Below are 19,583 nucleotides of genomic sequence, written 5' to 3' on the forward strand. Positions count from 1 at the left end.
GGCCTCCGGTTTGTAGTCGCTCAAGACCGCTGCGCGTGGCGCTAGCAGACTCGGCTATTGAATACACCAACCGGAGAGTGAATCATGGCTACGAACAACAACGGCCCCTTCGACGGCGCCGGTTCCATCCTCAGCACCGTCGGCGGGCCATCGGACCCGACCCCGCCGGAAAGCCTGGGCGCGGTCACGCCCGAGAGCGAGCGCCTGCTCGAGAAGGTCAGCGAAGATGCCGAACTGGCGGCGCGCATGCCCTTCAACGAGGTCAAGCCGCTGGAGTACGGCCAGGACGCGTTCACGCCGCACCGCGGCGAGACCCGTACTCCCGATACGCCGCTCGCCACCGCCAGCACCACCACCGAGGACATCGCCTCGCGCAAGGTCGGCGACGGCGCGCCGGACATCGGCGAAAACCCGCTGAACGGGCCGCTGGACCGGGTGCGGGTCGACGATTCGGGCCGCGAGCTGACCACCAACCAGGGCGTGAAGGTGGCGGATAACCAGGACTCGCTGAAGATCGGCCTGCGCGGCCCGACCGCGATGGAGGACTTCATCTTCCGCGAAAAGATCACCCACTTCGACCACGAGCGCATCCCCGAGCGCGTCGTGCATGCACGCGGCGCCGGCGCCCACGGCTTCTTCGAAAGCTACGACGACCTGTCCGCCATCACGCGCGCCTCGCTGTTCTCGAAGCCCGGCAAGCGCACCCCGGTGTTCGTGCGCTTTTCGACCGTGGCCGGCTCGCGCGGCTCGGCCGACACCGCACGCGACGTGCGCGGCTTCGCCACCAAGTTCTATACGGACGAAGGGGTGTTCGACCTGGTCGGCAACAACATCCCGGTGTTCTTCATCCAGGACGCGATGAAGTTCCCGGACCTGGTCCACTCGGTCAAGCCCGAGCCGCACAACGAGATCCCGCAGGCCTCCAGCGCCCACGACACCTTCTACGATTTCGCGGGACTCTCGCCGGAGATCTTCCACATGCTGATGTGGCTCGAGTCCGACCGCGCGATCCCGCGCAGCTTCCGCATGATGCAGGGCTTCGGCGTGCACACCTTCCGCCTGGTGAACGCGAAAGGGGAGACCCACTTCGTCAAATTCCACTGGACGCCGCTGGCCGGCACCCATTCGCTGGTCTGGGACGAGGCGGTCAAGCTGGCCGGCGCCGACGCCGACTTCCACCGGCGCGACCTGTGGGAAGCCATCGAATCCGGCAATTTCCCGGAGTGGGAGCTCGGACTGCAGGTGTTCACCGAGGCCCAGGCCGCCGCCTTCAAGGTGTTCGACGTATTGGATGCGACCAAGATCGTGCCCGAGGAACTGGTGCCGGTGCGGCCGGTCGGGCGCATGGTCCTGGACCGCAACCCGGACAACTTCTTCGCCGAGACCGAGCAGGTGGCCTTCTGCATCGCCCACCTGGTGCCGGGCATCGACTTCACCAACGACCCGCTGCTTCAGGGACGCATCCACTCCTACGTGGACACCCAGCTGACGCGCCTGGGCGGGCCGAACTTCCATGAGATCCCGATCAATTCGCCGGTGGCCCCGGTCCACAACAACCAGCGCGACGGCTTCCACCGCCAGGCCATCAACCGCGGCCGCGTCAGCTACGAGCCGAACTCGCTGGCCGGCGGCTGCCCCTTCCAGGCGGGTTCGCGCGGCTTCGTCAGCTATCCGCAGCCGATCGAGGGCAGCAAGGTGCGCGGCAAGGCGGAGCTGTTCGCCGAACACTACGGCCAGGCGCGCCTGTTCTGGAAGAGCCAGACCGCGGTCGAGCAGAAGCACATCATCGAAGCCTTCCGCTTCGAGCTGACGCGGGTGCAGACGCCGGCGGTGCGCGAGCGCATCGTCGCCGGCCTGGTCAACGTCGACCTCGGACTGGCGAGGGCGGTGGCGAGCCAGCTTGGCATCCCGGTGCCGCCGCCGCTGCCTCGCGTGCACGACACGCCGATTCCGGATTATCCGCCGTCGCCTTCGCTGTCGCTGTTCGCACGGCCGGGCCGCATCGGCATCCGCACGCGGCGGATCGCGATCGCGGTGGCGGACGGCGTCGACGGCGCCGTGGTGCGCCAGATCTACGCCTCGCTGCTGAAGGATGGCGCGCAGCCGCGCCTGGTCGGCCAGCACTTGGGCGAGGTCAAGGCGCTGAACGACAAACCGCTCGACGTCGAGGTCACCTTCGAGGCCACGCCGGCGGTGATGTACGACGCCGTGGTGTTGCCGCCGGGCGAAGCCGCCAGCGCGGCGCTGGCGAAGAACGGGAAGGTGCTGGAATTCCTGCGCGACCAGTACCGTCACGACAAACCCTTCCTGGTGCTGGGCGCCGGGCGCCAGCTGGTGGCCGCCGCCGGGCTGCCGACCGCGCTGCCGAACGGCGAGCCGGACCCGGGCCTGATCGTGGCCGACCCGGCCGGGCTGAACGCGGCGCTGGCGGCCTTCAAGACGGCCGTGACGCGTCACAAAATCTATGTGAGGGAGACCGACCCGCCGCGGGTGTGAAGTTCAGCGGCCGCCCAGCCGGCTCAAGGCAAACGCCGCCAGGAAGCCGGCCACGGTGATGATTCCCGCGAAATCGTGTGCCACCTCGAAGGCTTCGGGGATCATGGTATCGACCAGCATCGCCAGGATCGCGCCGGCCGCCACCGCGGTCGTCGCGGCCACTACTTCGCTGGAGAAGTTCTGGAAGACCGTGTAGCCGACCAGCGATGCGATGCCGGAAATGAGGGCAATGCCGCCCCAGATGCCGAACACATAGCCGGCCGATCGTCCCGCCTTCTTCATGCCGGCGGAACTGGACAGGCCTTCCGGCACGTTGGAGAGGAAGATCGCGGCCACGGCCACCATGCTGACCACGCCCCCCTTCAGCATCGAGAGACCGATCACGATCGATTCGGGAATGCCGTCGAGCAGGGCGCCGACAGCGATCGCGAGGCCGCTGCCGCTGTCCTCGGCCTCGGACGGCTGCTGGCCGCCGGAGCGCTTGCGGTGCTTGGCGCCGCGGTGGTTGAGGTACCAGTTGGCCGCCGTGTAGATCGCGGCGCCGGCCAGGAAGCCGAAGGCGGTGGCCTCGAAGCCGCCCTGGCGGTAGGCCTCGTCGACCAGTTCGAACGAGAGGGCGGAGATCAGCACGCCGCTGCCGAAGGCCATGATGGCGGCGATCAGGCGCTGCGGCACCTTGAGGTAGAAGCCGGCCGCCGCGCCGAGCAGCAGCGCGGCGCCGGCCACGAAACCCCAGAAGCCTGCCTGGGCCCACATTGGAATGCTTGCCATCCGCTTGCTCCCGTCGATGTCTTGTCTTGATGATAACCAGATTTGTAGGGATGGCGGTGTACGGCACTGCCGGATGCATTAAGAGGGCCCGGCCAGGCGCTACTTGTCGTGGGAGTAACAAGGCCATACACTGGTCGCTCCGACTGTCCGCAATCGGCCAGAAGCGGAGGTTCCCGTTGTCTACGTATCATCGACGTTCAAAGCCTTTGGTGACAGTTTCCTCGAACACAATCTCGCCATCGCGCACCCATGGGCCCACGATTCGCAGCATCTCATCCATTCGGTGTAGATAGTGGCGTGCCAATATGCTCTGCATGGTAGCGCGCTGCTAGAGGAGGTGGTGGAGTAATCACGGCCCCGGCGGCGATGCCTCAAGGCCGCCGCTGTGTTGACTAATCTGGCCGCAAATGACAATTCGGGTGCGTCGGTTAATCTGAGGGATTACTGCATCTCTGACCATGCGGTCGACGTTATCGAAGTACACGTGGACACACCGCTTAGCGCGCACACGTGCACACCGAGCTGTCCGGCGTTGGCGAAGCTACGATAGTCCGCTGCCCAATCCGCCCCAAGGAATTCGCGCAGCTACACCCACTTATCTCCGCCTTCAGTGCCGCGCGCCAGTGGCCGCGCTCGGCGTCGCGCGCAACGGGAGCGACCGCTGTCGAGCTCGCGGGAGCGCAGTAAGAGCAAACACGCAGTCTTGAATGGCCAGCCATATCAGACCACTAGGCATACGCAACTCGCACCCTTAGGGTGGGGCGACCCAGCACTTTCTCTGTAAACTATTTTTACATAATGTTACTTTTGGAGAGAATATTTGCTAGTTCAATAATGCACTATCCGGTTGGAAAGTTTCCTTGATGAAGCTCATTTCACAGAAATAGACGAGCACGACGAATAAATTACTGCCGCAGCTGATTGACCGATCAATAATCAACACGTAGGAGAACCGATTTGAAGTTCACCAAGTGGTTATTTTTGGCACTATTTGCGGCGTGTTGTTCCGCAAACGCTGCGGACCTGTTCTTCGTCGTTGGCCAAGTTGGCAATACTTGGCCTGGCCAGAAGGCGCAGTCGGGAGTAAAGCTTCTGAGCTGGAGTGTCGGGTCCAAGTTCACGTCGGTTGCCAGTCAGGCCTGCAAGGGAAACTGTCCAGACGTTGACCCCGTTGACGGCGTAATACCTGCCTTCGCCTACACATGGACAGGCCTGAGCAAGAGTGCTGCACACTTTGTCATCTACCGTAAGCCAGATGTTGCACTGACGCTGGCAGGAGCCGATGGCAAAGGCTACTGGACCGACTTCGAAACCAGTAAAGGCATTTATCAGGAGGCTCTGTCGGAGTTCCGCAAAGCCCAACAAAGCTCGACCTTCATCACGCCCGACGGCATCACCCGCCGCTACCTGATCTGGGTGCAGAACGAGTCCGATGCGCGTGCGGGGGTTTCCGCCAAAGACTACGCCGCAAAGCTTATCGAGCTCAACGATCGCTTCAACAAGGATCTCAGTACGGACGGCAAGCCGTTTGACGCCATGTTCATCGTCAGCAGCGGACTAGTGCGGGCCACCGGTGCGGCTGTTGCTGATCCCAATGGCAGTACGGCCGCAACGCCGGCTCTCGACAAGGTCAATGCCATCGTTCAGGCACAGGACGACGCTGCGGCGCAGGGCAAGCTTGTGATGATCTCGCGCTCCATGCGCAGGAGCGTAGCGGACTGCACCGGCAACCCGGGACGCCCCGGCTGTGCGAGCAAGGACCTGCTGCGCTACCAAACCTGGCTGTTTGAATCTTTGGGGGCAGAGATGGCCCGGAACGCGTTCACCTACCACACAAAGAACATCAAGCCGCTGTTGCCGGAGAGCTGCAAACAAGAGCCGGCCAGCTGTGCCGGCACGGTAGATGTCTACCGCTGGGTAGCAAAGGGCGACACAACACGCAAACCAGTCTACGGCACCGATCCCTACGAATTTGACGAGAAGACCTATTACAACAGCCGCATGCGCTTTGCCCTGTTCATGGATGCCGCGCCTGGGCGCATTCCTCTGTATCGCAGTGCCGAAGCTGGCGGGCCGGGACTCAGCACTGAGCGAGACAGCGCTAAAGTCAAGTCGCTGGGCTACTGCTATGGGGCACCGAGTGGCAACGCTAACGCCAAGCTCGTGTCCATGCGACAAGATGGCATGACCGCTGTCGCCCGCCAACCCACCGACGCGAGCGAGGTCAACGTGCTGAGCCAGGAAGGGGACAAAACCCTGTGTTATGTGAACTGAACCGTTGCCACTGTCGCTGCAGCGTGTAGGAACACATTTTCGGTTGTTGTAAAAATAATAACTATACATTCGGCATGTGTAACAGCGATCAACGTTCACTGTTACGCATGTTGCCCGAGGGGTAAACATGAATCGACTGATTGGCCGGCCAGCACATGTGCAAGGCTCGAAGGGACGCGTCCGCACTAGTGGGAATGGCAAAAATTGGCTGACGGGAAGTGGGCTAGCCCTGCTGTTCGCCGTCGGAGCGGCCGCTTTCGCGCAGACCGACCCTCCCCCGACCACGCCGCCTCTCGTACCTGTGCCGCCGGCCACCGACGTGCCGGTTACATCAGTCGAGGCGCCGTCGGACCCACAAACCGCGTTGAAGACGGTGGTCGAGCCGAAGTACGAAATGGACCCGACCAGTCTTGCACCGCTCGGTGACCACTTCAGCCCGGCAACGGGCACGATTACGTTCGCGGCCACCGACATATCTATACCAGGTAATTTTGCAATTCCCGTAGCACTTCGTCGTTGGCTTCCTTCCGATGACGCCGACACTGGTGGCCCTGCTGGTTGGAAGTGGAACATTCCATTTATAAGAGGCAACTACCTAGACGTCAAGGACGGACACAGTAGCGCAGGTTTCGATTGGGGCGGGCCTCTGATCTGGCGGAATGGGAAGAACTGCGATGGCAGTGCTGCCACCGTAACTTACGCCAACACTGACAATATTGCTCCCGATACGTATTGGCAGGGCAAGCTGCTGCACATACCGGGAGTCACATCGGAAACCTTTCTAAAGCCGAATAACGGTAGTAGCAGGGAGGTTACCAAGTCCCACTTCAAGATCGTCAGCTGCATCGACAATAACCCTCCCGACGAGCAAGGCATTGTTCAACAAGGCATCGTTGTCCTAGGGCCAGACGGTACCACCTATACCTTCAATCACATAAAAAGTTACTACAACGGCAAAGCTACGCTCAAGGATCCAATAGTCCGTACCCGCTTGCTGATGGTCACGAAGATCAAAGACCGCTTCGATAATGAGGTGAACTACGACTACGATGCAGAAGGCAGGCTCGTAGACATTAGCGCGAGCGATGGGCGTCACATCGCGATCACCTATCTAAACGGCGAAGTTCAGGCCACAGCACACGGGCGTACTTGGACATATCGATTGAATAGCGACGGATCCAACAGTGTCACGCTGCCTGACGGGCGGCAGTGGAGCTATACGGGCCTTGCCCCGCTGGCCTTCAACCCGAACGGGATCGGCGGCTACAGCCAGCAAATAAAACTGAACGCAACGCCTGCGATTGTCCCAGGCTGCGGGGTAGCAGCCGGCGATTACCTCGTCACGATTCAGAGTCCTGACGGTCTGCAGACGAGCTACACCTTCCGAGACACCATCCATTACCGCTCCGATGTCGAGCCCGACATCTACACTGACCGTTACATCCAAGACTATTCGCTCTCGCGGTCACTGTATTGCACGGTCAAACGTTCGCTGGTGAGCAAGACAAGCTCTGGTCCAGGCGTCGGTCCCTATACCTGGAATTACACCTATTCGGGCAATCGTGGCACATACAAAGAGGCCAGCATCCCGAGCAGTCTTCTTACGGGCCCGTTCGCCTTGCCCGCGCCGGTAGGCGGTTATCCTGCACCGGTATCCATCGGTGGCACTGTGAACTACCGCAGCGTTACTGTCAGCGGCCCTGACAAGCAAACTGTTTTCTACATTGATCGCAAATTCAAGTCGATCAGCGAGGATCGTGTCGTAGCACAAGACACACTCAACATTGCTGGCACGCAGGTGCTCGAACGCAGCGAGTCCAGTTTCGGGCAAGGTGCGGCGGTGTGTACGTTTTGGTCTAACTATGTCTGCGAGGGCACGACTCCGGCGGCCAACGAAAACCAGCTTAACTACCATGTTAACGAGACGCTGGCGCGTCGCATCCGCTACGTCGGCGGCGTTGCGGACGCCACGTTCACTACAGAGTATCCACTGGCTGATTTTGACGCACGTGGTCGTCCCAAGACGGTCAAGCGGTACGGGAGTGGAAATTCTCTTGGCCGTACAGAAACAATATTGTACGCTGCGGACAACACGACGTACGGGGTCATGGGGCAGGTCGAGAGTATCAGCGTCGCTGGAATCACTCCAGAAATGGTGAAGTACGTATACAACTCCAAAGCGCAACGTGAATCGACGACAAAGTTTGGTATCAAACAGGCGAGTTATGAGTATCACCTCGACGGGAACCTTTCAAAGCACACTGACGGTGGATCGCACGCAACTACATATGAAAACTATTATCGCGCGCAGCCGAAAACCATCACGCGCGCCAATGGGGCCGTCGAGACGGCAAGTATCGATGACTGGGGGCTGGTAACCGGTCGTACCGACGCGAATGGCTACTCTTGGAGCTACAGCTATGACGATGCCTTCCGGCTCCAAGGGATCACTCCGCCAACGGGCTGGAACCCTACGACTATCGCTTACGAGCGTGCCCAGTCGTCCGATTATGGGCTGCCGATTGGCCATTGGCGACAAACCGTTCAAAAGGGCAATGCTACGACCATTACTTACTTTGACGCACTGTGGCGTCCATTGATGGTACGTAGCTATGACACCGGTAACGAAGCCAACACTCGCAAAGTTGTTGTCAAGACCTTTAATGTCGGTGGACAGGTGGTGTTCGAGAGTTATCCAAAGCGCGACTTCAGCACAGTGGCAGTCAACTCGCCAGGTCGACGCATGCAATATGATGCGCTGGGCCGTATTACACGCATGGCCACAGACAGCGACACAGGAGAGTTGGTAACGACGACCGACTATCTGAGCGGTTTTCAGACCCGCCTGACCAACCCCCGCAATAACATCACGACCCAAGGCTTCTGGGCTTTGGATAACCCGAACGAGGCGCGGTTGGCGAAAGTCACGGCCCCCGAAGGCGTCAATGTTGACATCGCCCGTAACGTATTGGGTAACCCAACCAGCATTCGCCGCTCGGGCAGTGCCAATGGCGTGAGCGCCGACGTCACTCGCAGCTACGTCTACGATGCCGGTCAACGTCTGTGCAAGACGCTGGAACCCGAGCTTGTTGCCACTGCTCAGGGTTACGACGGTGCTGGAAATATTGATTGGCGTGCTACGGGCGTGAACTTGAGCGGCAATAGCAGCTGCGAATTGAAAGACAGCGTTCCTGCGGCTAAAAAAATCACGTACACCTACGACGCCGTCAATCAGTTGGCGACGATAACTTATGGTGACACCAATCTCAGCACTACTCGCACTTACTGGCCCGATGGCTTGCTCCATACAATCGATAATAACGGCGTGGTATGGTCTTACAATTACAACAGCCTGCGCAAACCCACGACCGAGCAGCTGACTTACGGCGGCAAAACATATGATCTCGGCTGGAATTACGATACCAACGGTAATCTCAGCACCTTGACCTACCCTACGGGTGGTCCAACCATTACATACTCGGCCAATGCCTTAGGCGAGCCAAGCCAAGTAGGCAATTACGCAACTGGCGTCACCTTCCATCCTAATGGCGCCATCTCCGGTTTTAAGTTTGGTAACAATATCGATCACAGCCTTAGCCAAACTCTAGAGGGTACGCCGAAGCTAAATAGTGATGGCACAGTCTTACAGGATTTGTACACTTACGACGCTAATGGCAACGTCAGCGGTATCGAAGACAAGCGCGTCAGTCCGAGCGGGGGTGGATTCAGTCGTACGATGACGTACGATAATTTTGACCGCCTGGCTGGTGTAACCGCGCCTGGTGTCTGGAGTACTGCTACCTATCTCTACGACCCGGCGGACAATTTACGAACGGCTAATGTCGGTACGCGTGCCAGCACGCTGTATTACAACGCTACTACCAAACGGCTCGACAGCGTTGTCACCAACGGCACAAGCACCGCCTACTATTATGATGGTAACGGCAACGTCTCGTCCAAGGGCGGCCAGACATATACCTTTGACCTGGGCAACCGACTTGTATCACCTCCTCAAGGCGGAAGCTACGCTTACGACGGTCACGGTCGGCGGGTAAAGATCCTGAGCAGCGATGGCAAGACCACCCGTATACAGGTCTACAGCCAGAATGGGCAACTACTTTGGAGCGAGAAAAACGAAATCGGTACTTTCCCGGCGATGGCAACCTACAGCTGCAGTACGGGCACCCTGGTGGGCCAGCAATGCGTGACCACAAGCACCTACCTTGCCACGTCGGGGTGCAATGCTGGTGACAGCCTCAGCGGCGGCACTTGTACCCATACCACCAGCTATGCCGCTAATGCCAGCTACAGCTGTCCGAGTGGCGGAAGCCTGAGCGGGAATACCTGCAGTCGCGATGACAACTACGCGGCTAGCGGCAGCTACAGCTGCCCGAGCGGAGGTACGTTGTCTGGCAGCACCTGCGTCAGTACCACCTATGTGCAGGCATCGGTGAACTATAGCTGCGCGTCAGGAGACACGCTGCACTACACGACCTGTACCACGCCAACATCGACGCCAGCCGCGGAAAGCTACAGCTGCAATGGCCTTCAACTCGATGCTTCCGGACAGTGTAACGGGGAGGGGACCCTGGCATACGATTATTATGAAGCAATGGATTATTGCTACGCTGCGGGCGACTATTACGGCTTGATATTGAACGACGTTGTGCTCGTCAGGGGCAGGATATACAACTGTGTCTTCCAAGCGAACATTGTTTATTCCTGCCCCAACGGCGGGATGCTCAGTGGCAGTCAATGCATTTCCTCGAGTAGTTACGCGGCAACGGCTACCTACACCTGCAACAACGGCACGCTCAACGGCAACCAGTGCGCGGTGACGCAGTACTACACTGCCTCATCCAGCTATAGCTGCCCAAGTGGCGGCACACTCTCCGGCAGCACCTGCATCAGAACGACGTCCTACACGGCAACAGCGTACTACAGCTGCCCGAGCGGTGGGACCCTGAGTGGCAGCACCTGCACGCAGACGAGTACGTACTCGTCCGCTTACCGCTGCAATACCGGCGACAGCCTGAGTGGCAGCACCTGTACCCATACAACCAGCATCGCGGCTACGGTGGTTAATGGCTGTCCAAATGGCGGCACGCTGACGGGGAATCAATGTGTGGGCCCGAACTCGATCAGGACAGCCTATATCTACTTGGAAGGCAAGCAGATTGCCGAAACCGTCATCAACGGCGCCACGCAGTACGTGCACACCGATGCGCTGGGTTCGCCGGTGGCGCATACCGACCAGTCCGGGTTCGAGCTCAATCGCACGAAGTTCGAGCCCTACGGTAACACCGCCGCTGGCACGAAGCCGGGGCCAACGACCCCTGGTTGGATCACGACGGGTAGCGCCATCGGTTTTACCGGGCATGTGAATGATCCCGAGACGGACCTGGTGTACATGCAGCAGCGGTACTATGATCCGATTGCGGGGCGGTTTTTGAGCATTGATCCGGTGGTGACGGATGCCAACACCGGATCGACTTTCAACCGCTACGCGTACGCGAACAACAGCCCGTACAAGTACATCGATCCAGACGGTCGCGCGGCAATCTCGGGCGAGGCCTGTCTTGGAATATGCTTAGGACTAACCGTTGGGTATAGCGTGAAGAGTGGCGAGCTTGCAGTCATAGGCAATTATGGAAGCGGCCTTGGCGGCGGTGTGAGCCTAGATCTCCGGCCAAACGAAAACGGGCGTGCGAACGCGAGCGATACAAGCCAAGGAAATGGTGCCGTCGTTAATTCCTACGCGAAGGCGGGTGTCGAAGGAAGCATTGGGCCGCTTACAATCGGTGCAGGCGCCAAAGGTGTCGCTGGAATGGACGTGTCAACAAAACAGGGTTTCGCTAGTAAATCGGAAGAATACGGGGTTTCCAAAAGCGAGGGACCAGGTAAGATTGGAGCCAAGGTTGTTGCAGGCGTTGGGGTCGAAGTTGCTGGTTATGTCAATGTTAAAGATATGGCGAAAAACGTAGTTTCAGGCGTGAAAGATTTCATTAAGACGGCTAATAAAGAATTCACGATCGAGAAGATTCGCGGGCCTGCGGAGGGATATTGATAAAGCAAATAACTCATAAGAAGGCGCTAATGTTTATCATAGTCGTCTGCTTGGTAATTATAGGCAGGTTGGCATTGGATTTGAACTCGGACGCCTACAGGTCAGCCAAAACTGCGCTTTATCAATCCGAGCAAGCAAGGAATTTTTTTAATGGCAGAATCAGGGGCTCCGTACTTGTCGGCCTAACTAACAAATATTACATAAATACAAAGCATGGTTCTCGAACGTCGGGGAAGTGTGCTTCAAGAATTTTTCTTGTTTGGGGGAATAGCATTGGCTTCGCTGAAGTCACGATGCGTTCGGATGTTGAGCCCAATTCCCAGTGGAAAATCCGGGAGATACTGCTTGGATGGTCCTCTTCTAGCTCGATTCCTTGTCCGACTAATTCTTAGGGGTGGGAGGGGAAAGGTCGTAGGCCGTTGTTTCGCCATTGCCATATGATAGATTGGAATTAATTAGAATCGTCAGGACTGTTGTATATTTCTGTGGGCGCAAAGAACGTCCACCACAACCTATACGCCAACGTCCACTGGAACGTCCACTCTAACGTCCATTCCAACGTCCATTCCAACGTCCACTGTCAGGGTAGGCATATCCCGGACAGGATGAGAAATGTATCCACGCGCAAGCGCGTGGATACACCGCTGCCCGGCATTCGGTGGCCTGCGGCCCCCTTCACGCCGCGCAGCTTTTCCTGAACTCAGGGCAGGCCCCGAGACCCTTACCGTTGGCGGTAGAAATTACCTCTTCTTTTTAAACAAAAAAAGCCACTCCCTCCGGTATCCCGGATGCGAGTGGCTTCTTCTTTTTTAGCCGCTAAAAAGCGGTTTCGTTTAGCTGCTCAAGTTGCCCACCATCTGCTTGGTCTGGAACTTGATGATCATCCCCTCGAGCAGCGCCTTGACGATCTTGCGCTCTTTCCAGGCGCTGCGCGCAGTCCACCATACGGGGTGAAGCCAGTCAGGCGCACAGGGCGCGCTCCTGCGTCGCTTGCCGCCGCGCTTCGCCGTCAGTCAGACGGAATCCACGCAAACCCAACCCCAGCGGCCAAGTCGGGCCATTAATAAACAGGCAAAGAAACAGCTTGTCGCGTGCGCGTGCGCGAGCCAAAATCGCGTCTAGGGAAAAATTCGCTCTTTACGCACAAGCCGCCAGCAAAAACCTGCGCCAAGTCCTTGAACGGGCTAGGGAAAATCGGCTCGCCTACGATAAACGCACGTCGGGTGGACGATTCTTGAGCGTTGATCCGGTAGTGACGGATGTGAAGACGGGAAAAAGCTTCAATCGTTACGGGTACGTCAACGGTAATCCGTACAAGAATATTGATCCGGATGGACGAGATGCTATTTCCGTAGATGCGTGTCTGTTGGGATGCGCCGGGGCGACTGTAGGGATTAATCGTACGACTGGAGAAGTCGCTCTTACTGTCAGCGTTGGCGTAGGTGTGGGTGGTGGCGCCCAATACGATCCCCGCCCCACAGAAAATGCCGAATGAGCCCAGTGACTGATGACAGTAAAGTGGCGCCGGGTCTGTCTGTAGCTGCCTATGGAAAAGCGGGAGCAACTGTGCTATGGGGTTCGGCGGGCGCAAAAGTCGGTGGTGGAAAAGACCTTGTTACTAAAGAACGTATTGGCGGGATTTCCACTGAAGCTTCGATTAACAAAAAGGGAGCAGAGGCTTCCATTCAAGGCGGTATAGAGTTTTCTCTCCACGTTAAAGTGTCAGATATCGTCAATAGATTTTCAGATGCTGTAACTGAGGCGCTTCAAAAAATTACACCAAGGTATAACTAATGTTTAAAAATAAGTTTTCTCCGAAAATAAGAATCAAATATGCTATCTACATTAGTTTAGTATTTTTAATACTTTATTTTTTCTTTTTGTTTGTTTTTGTAAAGACGTCTGATGCCCATCCTTTAGCCCTGACAGCAATACGAGCCAAGGTTGCGGCCGAGCGCTCTCATGGGGGAAACCCTATTGTCATACCAACTGGGGTAGAGTTTAAAGCAATCGGTACCAATCAATGCATGAGTCCAAGTTATCTAGTGTACAGTGCAGCCGGATGGCAATCGATCCAAGTTCGTATCGTGAGACGCGCAGGAGACGCTTGGCATGTTCGCGAAATTGCTTTTAATGGTCAAGGGCTGCGGTCCTCATGTTATAACTAATCATTAAAACGACTGTTCGAGTGAATGTCACAGCTCGTACATTATCTCGTGGATGACACACAACATCGACTATGCCGCCAACCGTTTGACAAGCCTGCGCGGCAGCTATGGCATGGGCTACTAGTACGATAGCTAGGCAACGTCGTCCAGCGCGCGGGCAGGTTTATGGGGCGACATACTTTGGCTCACTGCAGCGTCCTACTTTTTGCTTGTGGGCTGTATATGAAAGTGGCATTTTGTGCGTCGATGAGGCTGGCCGTTCGATGACAGTCCGCTTTGGGTCGTAAGCGGAAGCAGTCGAAGGTCTCCAATTGGCAATACAAACGATCGCTAAGCCTACAAGAAAACGGCGGCACCGAAGAAATCCGGCCCGCCGTTCGTAAAGCTATTCCAGAAAATTCAAGGAATTACCAGCTATAACCCACCTTACCGTAGAAGAAGCGCCCATTGAACCCATTCGGCGCCCACACGCTATACGGCTGGGTGCCATTCACATTCAGGTTACCCACCGAAGTCACCTGCGCCGGATAACGGTTGGTGACGTTGTCGATACCCAGGGTCACGCGCCAGTCGCTGGCCACGCGCACCGAGGCCGACAGGTCGAGCACCCATTGCGGATCGTAGGTCTGATCGAGCGCCGCATTGTTCTGCGGGACGGTGAATTTTCCGTAACGCGTCACGTTGGCATGGCCGCTCCACTGGCCGCGGGTGTAGTCGCCGGACAGGCTCAGCTTGTCCTTCGGCGAGCCGACCGTCAGGCGGTTGACGGTCTGGCGGTCCGCCAGCACCAGGCCCGCGTCGGCCAGCACGGCCGGGGTGGCGGCCACGTGGCGCACTTCGTTGTCGTTGTGGTTGTAGGCCAGCGTGAAGTCGGCGCGCGCGCCCTGGGCCAGGTTCATGCGGTAGGTGCTGACCACGTCCACGCCCTTGGTGCGGGTATCGACGGCATTGGTGAAGTAGCGCGCCGCGCCGACGAAGATGCCGCGGTTCTGCAGCGCCGTGTTCAGACCCGCCGCTGCGGCGCCGGACAGCTGCAGGTTGGACGAGAAGATGACGCGGTCGTCGATGTCGATGCGGTACAGGTCGACGGTGGTGGTCCAGTTGCGGATCGGCTGCCACTGCGCGCCGAAGCTCAGGTTGCGGGCGCGTTCCGGCTTGAGCGGCTGGGCGCCGAGGGCCTGGGCGGCGGCGCTGTTGACCGGGAAGGTGCCGGTTTCGATCGGCGTGTTCTGGCCGTTGACGACCAGGAAGTTGGTCGTCGTGATGGTGTAGAACTCCTGGGCCAGCGAAGGTGCGCGGAAGCCGTTCGAGAAGGTGCCGCGCAAGGCGAATTGCGGCGTGAAGGCATAGCGCAGCGCGGCCTTGCCCGAGGTGGTGTTGCCGAAGTCGCTGTAGCGTTCGTGACGCACGGCCACGGAGCCGGACAGCTGCTTGGTGATATCGCCTTCCAGGTTCAGGTAGAGCGACTGGTTGTTGCGGCTGTTCTTGCCCGCGTTTGCAAGGCGGAAGCCGGAGAAGCCCTGGGCGCCGCCGCCGAAGTAGGAGTTCGGTTCGCCGGCGCCGATCTCGTAGGACTCGTAGCGCGCTTCAAGGCCCAGCGCCACGGTCAGCGGGCCGGACATCCAGGCCACCGGGATGTCGCGCGCCACGTCCAGGTTCGCGATTTCCTGGGTCGAGGTCAGCTTGCCGGCGTAGAAGCTGGTCTGGCCGGGGTTGGGGAAGCCGGTGCTCAGGTTGGTGGTGTTGTCGACGTCCAGGCTGAAGCGGTTGCGTCCGTAGTTGACGCTGGCGTCCCAGCGCCAGCCGGCCAGCTCGCCGCGCAGGCCGGTGACCAGCGAGCTGTCCTTCGATGTGCTGTCTTCCAGCGGCAGGAAGCCTTCCGGATAGAGGGCGGAACGCAGGGTCGGATTCGCCGCGTTGAAGGGCGTGGTGTAGGCGGTGCGCCAGGTGGCCGCGGACGAGGTCTTGCGCTCGCCGTAGTTGGCGAAGGCGTACCAGTCGAGGTTCTCGTTGATGTTGTATTGGCTGTTCAGGAACAGGCTGCGCGGACGGCTGTCCGGGTCGCCGTAGCGCTGGGTGAGGGTGCCCCGGCGCGGGCCGGCTTCCGGACGCGGGTCGGGGAAGGCGCGGTTGGTCGGGTTGCGGTTGGCGGCTTCCACGGCCACGCGCACCCAGCCCTTGTCGCCGAGCTTGAAGCCGGTCGAGCCGCGCACGGTGGTCTGTTCGCCGTCGCCCTTGTCGTATTCGCCGTACTGGACTTCGGCCTCGCCGGCATCAAAGCCTTTCTTGAGGATGACGTTGACCACGCCGGCGATGGCATCCGAGCCGTATTGCGCTGCGGCGCCGTCGCGCAGGACTTCGATGTGGTCGATCGCGGCCAGCGGGATTGCGTTCAGGTCGACCGGCGCCGAGCCGCGGCCCTGGGTGCCGTTGACGTTGACCACCGCCGAGGTGTGGCGGCGCTTGCCGTTCACCAGCACCAGGGTCTGGTCCGGCGACAGGCCGCGCAGCTGGGCCGGACGTACGGCATCGCTGGCGTCGGCGCCGACCGGGCGCGGGAAGTTCATCGAGGGCAGCAGGCGCGAGAGGACGGTTGCCAGTTCGCTCGATCCGGTGCTCAGCAGTTCCTTGCTACCGATGACGTCGACCGGCGATTCGGTCTCCAGTGTGCGGCGGTTCAGCGAGCGGGTGCCGGTGACGACCACGGCCTGCATCTCGCCGCCGGCGGCGGGCTGGGCGTTGCTGGTTTCCTGGGCCTGCGCGGCGGGCAGGCTTGATGCGATCAGGCCGAGCGCGAGGAGGGCGCGGGCCGGGTTGGGACGGGAATGCTTGACGCTCATGTTCTTCTTTCGCTATGTTGCGCAGCACCATGGCTGCGGAGGGGCGCGAGCTTAACAGGCTGCCATCGCACACGGAAATAACGATTTGGATTATGTATATGCCCACCCTGGATAAGCGCCAGCTTGCATCCCGTGAATGTGGTAACTTGCCAACTTTGCCTGGATAGCATCCATGTCCCTGCCTCGAACTTCCCTCGCACTCCTCAGTGCGGCTCTGCTTGCCGGCTGCGCTGGCCTGCAGTCCCAACCGGCGCCGCAGTCGGCTTACGTCATCCTCGGCGACGACGGCGCCGCGATCGCCCGCGCCATCGTGACTTCTCCATCTTGCCCGGCCATCGAGATCGACGGCAAAGCCGCAGCGATGGCCGTGCGCTCGCCCTTGTCTGCCATCCCGCTGCGCCCCCAGACCGGGGATGCGAAAGATCGGCCGACGCCGGTATCCTCACCGGTGCAAAGCTGCGAGACGCCGCTGCCTGCGGGCACGCGCAGCGTCAGCGTGGCCGGCCAGCGGCTGCCGCTGCCGGTGCAGGAACCGAAGCGCATCGTGGTGATCGGCGACACCGGCTGCCGCTTGAAGGGCAAGGAATTCCAGGACTGTAACGATGCGGAGGCCTTTCCCTTCGCCAGGGTGGCTGCCAGCGCGGCCGCCTGGAAGCCGGATCTGGTGATCCACGTCGGCGACTTCCACTACCGCGAAGATCCATGCCCGGCCGATCGCCCCGGCTGCGCAGGCAGCCCCTTCGGCTATGGCTGGGATGCCTGGAACGCCGATTTCTTTGCCCCGGCCCGGACCCTGCTGGCGGCCGCGCCCTGGGTGGTCGCGCGCGGCAACCACGAGACTTGCGTGCGCGGCGGGCAGGGCTGGTGGCGCTTCCTCGATCCGCGTCCGCTGCGTCCGGAAAACAGCTGCGACGATCCGAAGCAGGACGGTATCGGCGACTACACCGATCCTTATGTGGTACCGCTCGGCGGCGACGCCCAGCTGCTGGTCTTCGACAGCGCCAACACCAGCTACAAGGGCTTCAAGGCCGGCGACGTCCGGATCGAGAAATACGCTGACACCTACCGCAAGCTGGAGGCTCTGGCCGGCCGTGCCCGCCACACCATCGCCGTCGACCACCACCCCCTGTACGGTTTCGGCGCCGAGCAGGACAAGAAGACGAATGAAATCCGGCTGTTCGGCGGCGATGCCGGGCTGATCCAGACCTTCGGCGCCATCCAGCCGCGCCTGTTGCCGGCGAACGTCGACGTGCTGCTGTCCGGTCACGTCCACCTGTGGGAGCAGGTCAGTTTCTCGTCCGACCATCCGACGCAGTTCGTCAGCGGCTTCGCCGGCACGGCGGAAGACATCGTCCCACTGCCGGCGACGGTTGCGCCGGGCACCACGCCGGCCCCCGGCGCCATCGTCGAGGCCATGAGTTCCTGGATCGACGGCTTCGGATTCATGACCATGGAACGCCGGGGTGCGGACCGCTGGGACGTGGTGATCCACGACCGTGACGGCAAGGAGCGCAACACCTGCACGGTGGAGGGCCGCCACTCGCGTTGCGCCTTGCCGCAGGTGCCGCGCGCGGCGCAGCGATAACTATATTTGCATAAATATGGTTGCCTGCAATACACGATCTATGTCACAATCGTCTCGTGAGCGGGGCTGCTGAGCTGGATTCTGGCAGTCTTCGCGATCAGCGATGAGGATACTTTGTATCGTTATGCTCCCGGCCCGGCCGGGAGCTTTTTTTCCCTGGTTGCCCGCTCCATCCGTCTCAATCACTCGGAGGAGGGCATATGGACGAGTTGATTTCCGCCGCCGCCCAGCTGGCCTGGCCGCTGGCACTGGTGGTCTCCTGGATGGCCGGCGAACTGGCGCACCGCTGGACCGGCGTTCCCCGCATCAGCATCTACGGCCTGGCCGGCTTCCTGGCCGGTAATCTGGCGCTCAGGGTACAAGGTCCGATCGACCATTCCCCCTATCTGCTGCTGGCCAGCCTGGCCTTCGGCCTCGTGTTGTTCGAACTCGGCTACCGCATCAACCTGCGCTGGCTGCGCGCCAACCCCTGGATCCTGGCGACTTCGCTGCTCGAATCGGGCGCCACCTTCCTCGCCGTCTGGCTGGCGGCTCACTGGTTTGGCGCGCCGCCGATCAGCTGCGGCCTGCTGGGCGCGCTGGCGATGGCGACCTCGCCGGCCGGCCTGGTGCGGGTGCTGAACGAGGAGGGCGCCGGCGGCCAGGTCAGCGAGCGCGCCATGCACCTGGCGGCCCTGAACTGCGTCGCTGCGCTGTTCGTATTTAATATCATCGTCGGCGTGAAGGTGTTCCAGACCTCGGGCGACCTGCTGCATGCGGCCGGCGCCACCCTGCTGGTGCTGGCCGCGTCCGGCATTCTCGGGGCGCTGGCCGGCATGCTGGTGCCGCTGTGGCTGCGCAGCATGGACGGGAAAAATGCCACGCTGACCTTCGCGCTGGCGGTGCTGTTGGTGGTGGCCGTTACCCACGTGTTCAAGCTGTCGCCGGTGTTCGCCGCGCTCTGCTTCGGGCTGGCCGCGCGCCACCGCCGCAGCGCGCTCGGCGTCGCCCAGCGCAATTTCGGCGCCCTCGGCGACCTGCTGTCGGTGCTGCTGTTCGTGTTCGCGGCCTCGACCCTCACCTGGGACCACGTGCAGCAAGGACTGCTGCTGGGCGTGCTGCTGGTGCTGGTGCGGATGTTGGTCAAGGTCGGCGTGTGCGCTGCGCTGGCGCGGCCGTCCGGGGTTTCGGTACGCAAGGGCGCGCTGTCCGGCCTGGCGCTGGCGCCGCTGGCCGTGTTCACGGTGCTGATGATCGAGCAGACCCGGCGCCTGGGCGTCGACTTCAACTACAGCCTGGCGCCGCTGATGGCGATGTGCCTGGTGCTGCAGGTATTCGGGCCGCTGATCACCCAGCGCGCCCTGGCCTGGGCCGACGAGACCCACCAACACAAGGAGATCTGA

General features: G+C 60.3%; 9 protein-coding genes and 1 pseudogene. 7 read left to right on the forward strand and 3 right to left on the reverse strand.

Annotated features, from left to right (window positions below; genetic code table 11):
• Nucleotides 1-84 precede the first annotated feature (84 nt).
• A complete protein-coding gene (locus tag AC07PE_RS11615) occupies nt 85-2,496 on the forward strand; it encodes a catalase (RefSeq protein WP_498764387.1) in 2,412 nt (803 codons plus the stop codon).
• 3 nt (nt 2,497-2,499) lie between these two features.
• On the opposite strand, the gene AC07PE_RS11620 is transcribed toward AC07PE_RS11615, so the two are convergent.
• Nucleotides 2,500-3,267 carry a ZIP family metal transporter gene (locus AC07PE_RS11620; protein ID WP_498764389.1) on the reverse strand — a complete coding sequence of 256 codons (768 nt, stop codon included), beginning with the start codon at nt 3,265-3,267 and terminating at the stop codon, nt 2,500-2,502.
• Nucleotides 3,268-4,224: 957 nt separating this feature from the next.
• On the opposite strand from AC07PE_RS11620, the gene AC07PE_RS11625 reads away from it, so the two are divergent.
• Nucleotides 4,225-5,541, forward strand: coding sequence for a hypothetical protein (locus AC07PE_RS11625; RefSeq protein WP_498764391.1), 1,317 nt, complete (start codon nt 4,225-4,227; stop codon nt 5,539-5,541).
• A gap of 301 nt (nt 5,542-5,842) precedes the next feature.
• Entirely contained in the window at nt 5,843-11,608 is a 5,766-nt protein-coding gene (locus AC07PE_RS11630; RefSeq protein WP_498764393.1) for an RHS repeat-associated core domain-containing protein, read from the forward strand.
• 833 nt (nt 11,609-12,441) lie between these two features.
• Here the strand turns inward: AC07PE_RS11630 and AC07PE_RS11635 are convergent.
• Nucleotides 12,442-12,528: pseudogene (locus tag AC07PE_RS11635) on the reverse strand (helix-turn-helix domain-containing protein); the annotation flags it as partial.
• A 341-nt stretch (nt 12,529-12,869) separates the two neighbouring features.
• Between AC07PE_RS11635 and AC07PE_RS11640 the strand changes: the two are divergent.
• Together AC07PE_RS11640 and AC07PE_RS11645 are read left to right on the forward strand one after the other, a co-directional pair.
• Nucleotides 12,870-13,103 (forward strand): hypothetical protein, encoded by a 234-nt coding sequence (locus AC07PE_RS11640; RefSeq protein ID WP_498764774.1) that lies wholly within the window; start codon nt 12,870-12,872, stop codon nt 13,101-13,103.
• The gene (locus AC07PE_RS11645; RefSeq protein WP_498764395.1) at nt 13,100-13,402 is read left to right on the forward strand and encodes a hypothetical protein; all 303 of its coding nucleotides are present in this window, start codon (nt 13,100-13,102) and stop codon (nt 13,400-13,402) included. Before AC07PE_RS11640 ends, AC07PE_RS11645 begins: the two co-directional genes overlap by 4 nt.
• A 781-nt stretch (nt 13,403-14,183) precedes the next feature.
• Here the strand turns inward: AC07PE_RS11645 and AC07PE_RS11650 are convergent.
• On the reverse strand, nt 14,184-16,616 hold the full coding sequence (locus tag AC07PE_RS11650; RefSeq protein WP_498764397.1) for a TonB-dependent receptor plug domain-containing protein: 2,433 nt from the start codon (nt 16,614-16,616) through the stop codon (nt 14,184-14,186).
• A 172-nt stretch (nt 16,617-16,788) separates the two neighbouring features.
• Here AC07PE_RS11650 and AC07PE_RS11655 point away from each other — a divergent pair, with 172 nt between their 5' ends.
• Both AC07PE_RS11655 and AC07PE_RS11660 read left to right on the forward strand, forming a co-directional pair.
• On the forward strand, nt 16,789-18,201 hold the full coding sequence (locus AC07PE_RS11655; RefSeq protein ID WP_498764399.1) for a metallophosphoesterase family protein: 1,413 nt from the start codon (nt 16,789-16,791) through the stop codon (nt 18,199-18,201).
• A gap of 200 nt (nt 18,202-18,401) precedes the next feature.
• Entirely contained in the window at nt 18,402-19,583 is a 1,182-nt protein-coding gene (locus AC07PE_RS11660) for a cation:proton antiporter (protein ID WP_498764402.1), read from the forward strand.

This window comes from Telluria sp. GW821-FHT07G12 (assembly GCF_059418525.1).

Coding starts and splice junctions, on each gene's coding strand:
- AC07PE_RS11650 (WP_498764397.1), bottom strand. CDS start 16,616: ATGAGCGTCAAGCATTCCCGTCCCAACCCGGCCCGCGCCCTCCTCGCG.
- AC07PE_RS11645 (WP_498764395.1), top strand. CDS start 13,100: ATGAGCCCAGTGACTGATGACAGTAAAGTGGCGCCGGGTCTGTCTGTA.
- AC07PE_RS11620 (WP_498764389.1), bottom strand. CDS start 3,267: ATGGCAAGCATTCCAATGTGGGCCCAGGCAGGCTTCTGGGGTTTCGTG.
- AC07PE_RS11660 (WP_498764402.1), top strand. CDS start 18,402: ATGGACGAGTTGATTTCCGCCGCCGCCCAGCTGGCCTGGCCGCTGGCA.
- AC07PE_RS11615 (WP_498764387.1), top strand. CDS start 85: ATGGCTACGAACAACAACGGCCCCTTCGACGGCGCCGGTTCCATCCTC.
- AC07PE_RS11655 (WP_498764399.1), top strand. CDS start 16,789: ATGTCCCTGCCTCGAACTTCCCTCGCACTCCTCAGTGCGGCTCTGCTT.